Genomic DNA, 8,609 nt, shown 5'->3' with positions numbered 1-8,609 from the left:
TATGGGTCCCGGCTTTCGCCGGGACGACACGTGGAATTTGGGATTCTTCTTCGGTTACAAATTCGCGCCCTGGATCACCTCGCCGAACCGCAGCCAGCCGGGACCTTCGATCCGTTGCAGCTGAAGTTGCTGCAGCGGGTGATGATTGGTCGGGCTGGTGTTGACGCGGATGCCGGGCAACAGCGTCGGAACCTCGATGTCCTTCAGGTTGTTGGCCTGCGCCATGATGTTGTCGCGCGTGAAATTGCCCTTGCATTGCTCGAGCACGATCTTCAGCACCTGCGCCACCGTGTAGGCGTAGAGGTTGTAGCCCTCCTTCGGATTGCCGTCGGGGAAGTACTTCTCCATGAAGGCGAGGAAATTCTTCACGCCGGGATCGTTGGCCCAGGCCGGGTCGGCGACGTCCTTGACATAGGCCGACGAGATCGTGCCCTGCGACTTGTCGAGGCCGACAGGCGCGATGGTCGATGAGATCGAGGCGGCGCCGCTGGCGATGAAGTGCATCGGCTTCCAGCCGAGCTCATAGATCTTGCGGATCGACTGTGCACAGAACTTTGCCGTGGTGCCGGAGATCAGCACATCTGGGCTTGCGCCGCGCAGCGCAACGATCTGGGAATCGATCGTGGGATCGGTAACCTCGTGCGAGGCCACCACGGCTGCGGTCGCGAACCGCTCGCCGAGCACGTCCTTGGCCCCGGCGACGAAATCCTTGCCGAGGTCGTCGTTCTGGTAGAGCACCGCGAATTTCGCGTTCTTGTTCTGGCTCAGTGCATATTTGACGAACACCTGGGCCTCGGTCCGCGCGCTCGGCGCAAAGCCCATGGTCCAGGGATAGGTCTTGTAGTCGCCCCATTTGTCGCCATTCACCGACAGGAACAGATGCGGCACCTTGGCGGCGTTGATGTATTTGACGACCGACGAATTCGGCGCGGTGCCGAGCATGTTGAACAGGAAGGCGACATTGTCGCTTTCGATCAGGCGGCGCACCTGCTCGACCGTCTTCGCCGGATTGAACGCGTCGTCGTAGTAGATGTATTTGATCTGCCGGCCGGCGATGCCGCCCTGCTCGTTCAACATCTTGAAATAGGCTTCCTGGCAGCGCGCCTGCACGCCGAGCGCGGATACCGGGCCGCTCAGGGAGGTGGTGCTGCCGATCCTGATCTCGGTCGCGGTGACGCCTGGCGTGTCGTCGGCCAGCGAAGGCTTAAGACCCGTGACCGCGGCAAGTCCCGCGCCTGCCGCGCCGGTGAGCCATCTGCGCCGGTTGATCGAGACCATGACGTTCTCCCCGTGATGCCGGCTTGTTGCGCCGCTTCTGCTTGGCAGTAAGGTTAGGCGTGACGCGGGCGTCGCGTCTTGTGTTAACCGGCTGACGACGGATTGTGCCGTGAGCGCATCCACTTAGCCAGTCAACGCAAGATGGCGCGAGGGCAAAGTTCTCATCATGGCGAAATCAGCAGCGCATGTGCGCTGCAAAGCGGACAAGAGACTCATGAGCGACAAGGCCGTCATCACCTGCGCGCTGAACGGCGTGCTTACCGACCCGAAGCAGCACAACGTTCCGGTGACGCCGGAACAGATGGCGCGCGAGGCCAAGGCCGCGTTCAACGCCGGCGCCAGCATCATGCACATCCATCTGCGGCAGCAGGAGCCGAACAAGGGCCACCTGCCGTCATGGGATGTCAGCGTCAGCAAGGAGATCCAGCAGGCAATCCGCGAGGCCTGCCCGGGCGTGATCATCAACCACACCACCGGCACCTCGGGCCCGAACTACCGGGGTGCGCTCGATTGCGTGCGCGAGACCAGGCCCGAGATCGCCGCCTGCAATGCCGGCTCGCTGAATTATCTCAAGGTGAAGGCCGACAACACCTGGGCCTGGCCGCCGATGATGTTCGATAACGCCGTCGAGAAGGTGCAGGACTATCTCGACGTGATGAAGGTGGCCGGCACCATTCCCGAATTCGAGTGCTTCGATGTCGGCATCGTGCGTTGCGTCGGGATGTATCGGCAGACAGGGATGTATTCCGGGCCGCTTGAATACAATTTCGTCATGGGCGTTGCCTCGGGCATGCCGGCCGATCCGGAGCTGTTGCCGATCCTGTTGAAGCTGAAGGCACCGGACGCGCATTGGCAAGTCACCGCGATCGGCCGTGCCGAGATCTGGCCGCTGCATCAGCGCGCCGCCGACCTCGGCGGCCATCTGCGCAGCGGGCTCGAGGACACGTTCTATCTCGGCGACGGCACCAAGGTGACGTCGAACGGGCAGCTCGTCGAAGGCCTCGCCGCCTGCGCACGCCGCGCCGGCCGCGAGATCGCGAGCCCGGCGGAAGCGCGGCAGATTTTCGGGGTGAGGCACTAGGGCCACGCCAGCCGTCATTGCGAGCGCAGCGAAGCAATCCATCTTGCCGTTTGGAAAGTATGGATTGCTTCGTCGCATCAGCGCAAAATTGCTTTGCAATTTTGTCGCGAGCTCCTCGCAATGACGGTTGAGAGGAGAACCAAGCATGGACAATCTCGCAGCAACCGGCGGCGTCACCGGGCCGGGCCGCATCGGGCGGGTCGCGATCGGCGATCTCTTGAAGCGCGCCGCGCGGCGGTTTCCGGATCGTATCGCACTGACCGACGGCAGCAGGCAGGTCACCTTCACGGAGCTCGAGCGCGACGCCAATCGCTTCGCCAATCATCTCGCGCAGCGCGGGCTGAAGCCGGGCGAGAAGATCTCGACCATTTGCAACAACTCCGTCGAATTCGTCAAAGCGCTGTTCGGCATTCACCGCGCCGGGCTGGTCTGGGTGCCCATCAACACCATGCTCGGACCGGCTGATATGGACTACATCCTCGGCCATGCCGGGGTGCGTTTCGCCGTCATCGACGACGCCCTTCATGCCCAGGCCGACCGCCGCGCCGCGCTGGAAGCGCGCGGCATGGAGATGATCGCGATCGACCTGACCGGCAATGCCGGCAAGACCGGATTGCAGGAGTTCAACGGTCTGCTGGAGGGACAGTCCGATATTGAGCCTGACATCGAGATCAACGACCGCGACCTCGCGATGATCATCTATACGTCAGGCACCACCTCGCGGCCGAAGGGCGCGATGCATTGCCACCTCGCCGTGGTCATGGCCGTGATGAGCAACTGCATCGAGATGCAGCTCTCGCGCGATGACGGGATCACCGGGCAGTTTCCGCTGTTCCACTGCGCCGGCCACGTGCTGCTGCTCAGCTATCTCTCGGTCGGCGGTCGCATGGCGCTGATGCGCGGCTTCGATCCGGTTGCCTGCATGGAGGCGATCGTCCGCGATAAGCTCACCGTGTTTGTCGGCCTGTCCTTGATGTATCAGGCGATCCTCGATCATCCGCGCCGCCGCGACTACGACCTGTCGGGTCTGCGCTGCTGCATCTACACCATGGCGCCGATGGGCAAGCCGCTGCTCGATCGCGCCATCGCCGATCTCTGTCCGAACTTCGTGCTGTCCAGCGGCCAGACCGAGATGTATCCGGCGACGACGATGTCCCGCCCGGAGGTGCAGCTCGACCGCTTCGGCAACTATTGGGGCGAATCGCTGATCGTCAACGAGACCGCGATCATGGACGACAATGGCAACCTGCTGCCGCGTGGCGAGATCGGCGAGCTGGTGCATCGCGGGCCCAATGTGATGATGGGCTACTACAAGGACCCCAAATCGACCGAGGAGGCGCGCAAGTTCGGCTGGCACCACACCGGCGATCTTGCCCTGATCGACGGCAATGGCGAGGTGCTGTTCCTCGACCGCAAGAAGGATATGATCAAGTCGGGCGGCGAGAACGTTGCCTCCGTCAAGATCGAGGAGACGTTGCTGGCGCACCCCGCCGTGCAGAACGCCGCCGTGGTCGGCCTGCCGCATCCGCAATGGGGCGAAGCGGTCTCCGCCTTCGTCAAGCTGAAACCCGGCGCGGTGGCCGACGAGGCCGGCATCGAGGCGCATTGCAGAAAGCACCTCGGCGGCTTCCAGGTGCCGAAGCTGGTGCGTATCCTCGATGAGATGCCGATGACCGCGACCGGCAAGCTGCGCAAGGTCGAGCTGCGGCAGCAGTATGGCGAGTATTTCACGGAGAAGCGCGCGTGATGTCTGCTTTTTCCCTGTCATTCCGGGGCGCGCGTAGCGCGAACCCGGAATCTCGCGCAACGACTTCTGGATTCCGGGTTCGATGCTCCGCATCGCCCCGGAATGACGGATAGGGTTAGTCATGGCCATCATCGAGAACACGATTTCCACCGGCAGCGCCGCCTTCCAGGGCAATCGCGACGGCATGCTGGCGCTGATCGCCCGGATGCGGGCCCTGGAGGAGCGGACGCGCGCCGCCTCCGCCGCGGCAAAGGACCGCTTCCACAAGCGCGGCCAGTTGTTGCCGCGCGAGCGCGTCGCGCTGGTGCTCGATCCCGGCTCGTCGTTCCTCGAACTGTCGACGCTCGCCGGCTACATGTTCGACGTGGCGGATGCGGACAAGAGCGTGCCCGGCGGCGGACTGGTCGCCGGCATCGGCTTCGTCTCCGGCATCCGCTGCATGGTCAGCGCCAATGATGCCGGCATCGACGCGGGCGCATTGCAGCCTTACGGCCTCGACAAGACGCTGCGGGTGCAGGAGCTCGCGCTGGAGAACAAGCTGCCCTATGTGCAGCTGGTCGAGAGCGCCGGCGCCAACCTGCTGCGCTACCGCGTCGAGGACTTCGTCCGTGGCGGCAACATCTTCCGCAATCTTGCGCGGCTGTCGGCGGCGGGGCTTCCTGTCGTCACCGTCACCCACGGCTCCTCAACCGCGGGCGGCGCCTACCAGACCGGTCTCTCCGACTATATCGTGATGGTGCGCGGCCGCACCCGCGCCTTCCTTGCCGGGCCGCCTCTGCTCAAGGCCGCCACCGGCGAGATTGCGACTGAGGAAGAGCTCGGCGGCGCCGAGATGCACACCTCGATCTCGGGCCTTGGCGATTATCTCGCCGAGGACGACCGCGACGCACTGCGCATCGCGCGCGACATCATGACCAAGTTGCCTTGGGACCGGCCGACACCGGCGCCGGCCGCGTTCAAGCCGCCGCGCTATGACGCCGAGGAACTGCTCGGCATCATGCCGATGGACCACAAGCGTCCCGTCGACATGCGCCAGGCGATCGCGCGCTTCATCGACGATTCCGACTTCACCGAGTTCGGCGCCAATTACGGCCCGGCGACGGTATGCGGCCACGCGCGCATCGAGGGGCAGGCGATCGGCATCATCACCAACAACGGCCCGCTCGATGTGCCCGGCGCGAACAAGGCGACGCATTTCATTCAGGCCTGCTGCCAGTCGCGCACGCCGATCCTCTACATGAACAACACCACCGGCTACATGGTGGGCCGCGCCTATGAAGAGGCCGGCATGATCAAGCACGGCTCCAAGATGATCCAGGCGGTGACCTCGGCGACGGTGCCGCAGATCACGCTGTATTGCGGCGCCTCGTTCGGCGCCGGCAACTACGGCATGTGCGGCCGCGGCTTTCACCCGCGCTTCTGCTTCTCCTGGCCCAACGCCAAGACCGCCGTGATGGGCGGCGAGCAGGCCGCCGAAACCATGGCGATCGTGACTGAGGCTGCCGCCGCGCGGCGCGGCAAGCCGATCGAGAAGGAGAAGCTGGACGCGATGAAGGCGCAGATCACCGGCGTGTTCGACAGCCAGATGGACGTGTTCTCGACCAGCGCCCGCGTGCTCGACGACGGCGTGATCGATCCGCGCGATACGCGGACGGTGCTGTCAGAGGTGCTTTCGATCTGTCGCGAGGCCAAGGCCCGCAGCCCGCAGCGCATGCAGTTCTCGGTGGCGCGGCCATGAGCGGGGCAATCGTGAAGCGGACGCCGTTCTTCAAGATCCTGATCGCCAATCGCGGCGAGATCGCGCTGCGCATCATGCGATCGGCACGGCGGCTCGGCCATGGCGTCGTCGCCGTCTATTCGGACGCCGACCGCGACGCGCTGCATGTGCGTGAGGCCGATCAGGCGGTGCGGATCGGCGAGGCGCTGCCGGCACAATCCTATCTGAAGATCGACGCGATCATCGCCGCCGCCAAGGCGAGCGGTGCCGGCGCGGTGCATCCCGGCTATGGCTTCCTCGCCGAGAGCGAGGATTTTGCGCAGGCTTGCCGCGATGCGGGTCTGGTGTTCATCGGTCCGTCGCCGGAAGCGATCCTTGCGATGGGCAACAAGGCCGGCGCCAAGGAGATCATGCGCGAGGCCGGTGTGCCTTGCGTGCCCGGCTATCAGGGCGCCGACCAGAGCGATGCCGTGATGCTGGCGGAAGCCGGGGCCATTGGTTTTCCGGTCATGATCAAGGCTGTCGCCGGCGGCGGCGGCCGCGGCATGCGGCTGGTCGAGGACGCGGCGGCATTTCCGGATGCGCTGCGCAGCGCGCGGTCGGAGGCGCAGGGTGCGTTCGGCGATCCCACCGTCATTTTGGAGCGCGCGATCGTCAATCCCCGCCACATCGAGATCCAGGTGTTCGGCGACCGCCATGGCAACGCCATCCATCTCGGCGAGCGCGATTGCTCGGTGCAGCGGCGGCACCAGAAGCTGGTCGAGGAGGCGCCGTCGCCGGCGGTGACGCCGGAGCTGCGCGTGCGGATGGGTGCGGTCGCGGTGCAGGCGGTCAAGGCGATCGGCTACGAGGGTGCGGGCACGCTGGAATTCCTGCTCGATCGCGCCGGCAATTTCTACTTTATGGAGATGAACACGCGGCTGCAGGTCGAGCATCCCGTCACCGAGGCGATCACCGGGCTCGATCTGGTCGAATTGCAGCTGCGCGTCGCCAGCGGCGCGCCGCTCGGCTTGACCCAGGAGGACGTCACGCTCTCTGGCCATGCCATCGAGGTCCGACTCTGCTCGGAGGATGCCGCGCACGATTTCATGCCGCAATCCGGCCGGATGGCGCGGTGGCAGATGCCCGACGGCATCCGCGTCGAGCACGCGCTGCAGTCCGGCTCGGAGATTCCGCCGTTCTACGATTCGATGATCGCCAAGGTCATCAGCCATGGCACGACCCGCGATGAGGCGCGCGGCAAGCTGATCTGCGCCCTGGAGGACGTCACGGCCTTCGGCGTCACCACCAACCAGGGCTTCCTGATCGACTGCCTGCGTCATCCGGTCTTTGCCAGGGGCGAGGCGACCACCGCCTTCATCGGCGACAACCGCGATGCGCTGCTGGCGCCGCGGCCGGATCGCGGCAGCGACCTCGCGCTTGCGGCGCTGCTGCTCTACGTCACCAATCCGCACGCCCCGCCATGGCAGCGTGGCCGATCGCTGGCCGCGACGTTCCCGCTCGGCTTGCGGATTGATCTCGGTCACGGCGTGCAGGAGATCGAGATCGTCCGCGAGCGCGACGGCAGTTACATCGCGGCTCGTAATGGCGACCGGTTCTGCTTCGCGATCGACGAGCTTAGTCAAGATAGCATCCGCTTCCACCACGCTGGGGTGATGGAGCATGCCCAATTCCTGCGCGATGGCGACCGGCTCCATATCCTGCATCGCGGCGTCACGTTGTCGGTCCGCGATCTCACGCTGGCGCCGCCGGAGAGTGCGTCAGCTGCCGGAGGCGACGGCAAGGTCCGCGCCGCCATGAACGGCCGGGTCGTCGCGGTGCTGGTGAAGCCGGGCGACAAGGTCGCGGCCGGCCAGCCGGTGATGACCCTGGAAGCGATGAAGATGGAGCACGTCCACACCGCCGGCGTCGCGGGCACGGTGTCGTCGATCGATGTCGCCGAGGGCGAGCAGGTGATCACGGGAAAGATCGTGGTGGAGATCGAGGCCGCCGCATAACCGCTGTCGTCCCGGCGCAGGCCGGGACCCATAACCACCGAAGCTGATCGTTGGAGCGCGCTGGGCCACAACAGCGCGGCGCAACAGCGAACATTTGTGGTTATGGGTCTCTGCTTTCGCAGGGACGACGGGAAGGTTATTCCTCGCGCCCCGTCCCGTCATTCAGCCAGCACGCGACCTGATGCGCCGGGCCGGCCGCCTGCAGCGCCGGGCGTTCGATCTTGCAGCGATCCATTGCGTAACGGCAGCGGGTGTGGAAGGCGCAGCCTGAAGGTGGATTGATCGGGCTCGGGACATCGCCGTCGATCAGGGGGGCGGTGCGTTTCGCCTTCGGGTCGGCGATCGGCACCGAGGCGAGCAGTGCCTGGGTGTAGGGATGGCGCGGATTGGCGAACAGCTCGTGCTTGTCGGCGATCTCGACGATGCGGCCAAGATACATCACGGCGACACGGTGGCTGATATGGGCGACCACCGCGAGATCGTGCGCGATGAACAGGTAGGAGAAATTCTGCTTGCGCTGCAGGTCGATCAGCAGATTGATCACCTGCGCCTGGATCGAGACGTCGAGCGCGGAGACCGGCTCGTCGCAGACGATCAGCCGCGGCCCGAGCGACAGCGCACGCGCGATGCAGATGCGCTGGCGCTGGCCGCCGGAGAACTGGTGCGGGAAATTCTTCATCTGGTCGGGCCGGAGGCCGACCTGCTGGAACAGTTCCGCGACGCGCTCCTGCTTCTTCGCGCCGGTCGCGAGGCCATGCACAATGAGGGGCTCGCCGACGATGTCACCGG

6 protein-coding genes are annotated in these 8,609 nt (G+C 65.3%); 4 read left to right on the top strand and 2 right to left on the bottom strand.

Annotation, left to right across the window (positions count from 1 at the left end):
* Window positions 1–54: 54 nt before the first annotated feature.
* The gene (locus tag AKL29_RS18280) at window positions 55–1,278 is read right to left on the bottom strand and encodes an ABC transporter substrate-binding protein (RefSeq protein ID WP_050385087.1); all 1,224 of its coding nucleotides are present in this window, start codon (window positions 1,276–1,278) and stop codon (window positions 55–57) included.
* A 214-nt stretch (window positions 1,279–1,492) separates the two neighbouring features.
* On the opposite strand from AKL29_RS18280, the gene AKL29_RS18275 reads away from it, so the two are divergent.
* From AKL29_RS18275 to AKL29_RS18260, 4 genes are all read left to right on the top strand, one after another.
* Window positions 1,493–2,359, top strand: a complete 867-nt coding sequence (locus AKL29_RS18275; protein ID WP_028335287.1) for a beta-keto acid cleavage family enzyme — start codon at window positions 1,493–1,495, stop codon at window positions 2,357–2,359.
* A 145-nt stretch (window positions 2,360–2,504) separates the two neighbouring features.
* On the top strand, window positions 2,505–4,106 hold the full coding sequence (locus AKL29_RS18270; RefSeq protein WP_050385086.1) for an AMP-binding protein: 1,602 nt from the start codon (window positions 2,505–2,507) through the stop codon (window positions 4,104–4,106).
* 121 nt (window positions 4,107–4,227) lie between these two features.
* Window positions 4,228–5,844, top strand: a complete 1,617-nt coding sequence (locus AKL29_RS18265) for an acyl-CoA carboxylase subunit beta (protein WP_028335289.1) — start codon at window positions 4,228–4,230, stop codon at window positions 5,842–5,844.
* Window positions 5,841–7,820 (top strand): acetyl/propionyl/methylcrotonyl-CoA carboxylase subunit alpha, encoded by a 1,980-nt coding sequence (locus tag AKL29_RS18260; protein ID WP_050385085.1) that lies wholly within the window; start codon window positions 5,841–5,843, stop codon window positions 7,818–7,820. Before AKL29_RS18265 ends, AKL29_RS18260 begins: the two co-directional genes overlap by 4 nt.
* A 136-nt stretch (window positions 7,821–7,956) precedes the next feature.
* Here the strand turns inward: AKL29_RS18260 and AKL29_RS18255 are convergent.
* A partial coding sequence (locus AKL29_RS18255; RefSeq protein ID WP_244482148.1) for an oligopeptide/dipeptide ABC transporter ATP-binding protein occupies window positions 7,957–8,609 on the bottom strand: 653 nt, incomplete at its 5' end.

It is taken from the genome of Bradyrhizobium pachyrhizi, from assembly GCF_001189245.1.
GTDB lineage: Bacteria > Pseudomonadota > Alphaproteobacteria > Rhizobiales > Xanthobacteraceae > Bradyrhizobium > Bradyrhizobium pachyrhizi.
The sequence above is the reverse complement of the archived record's forward strand: the minus strand, read 5'-3'. Positions and strand labels throughout refer to the sequence as shown.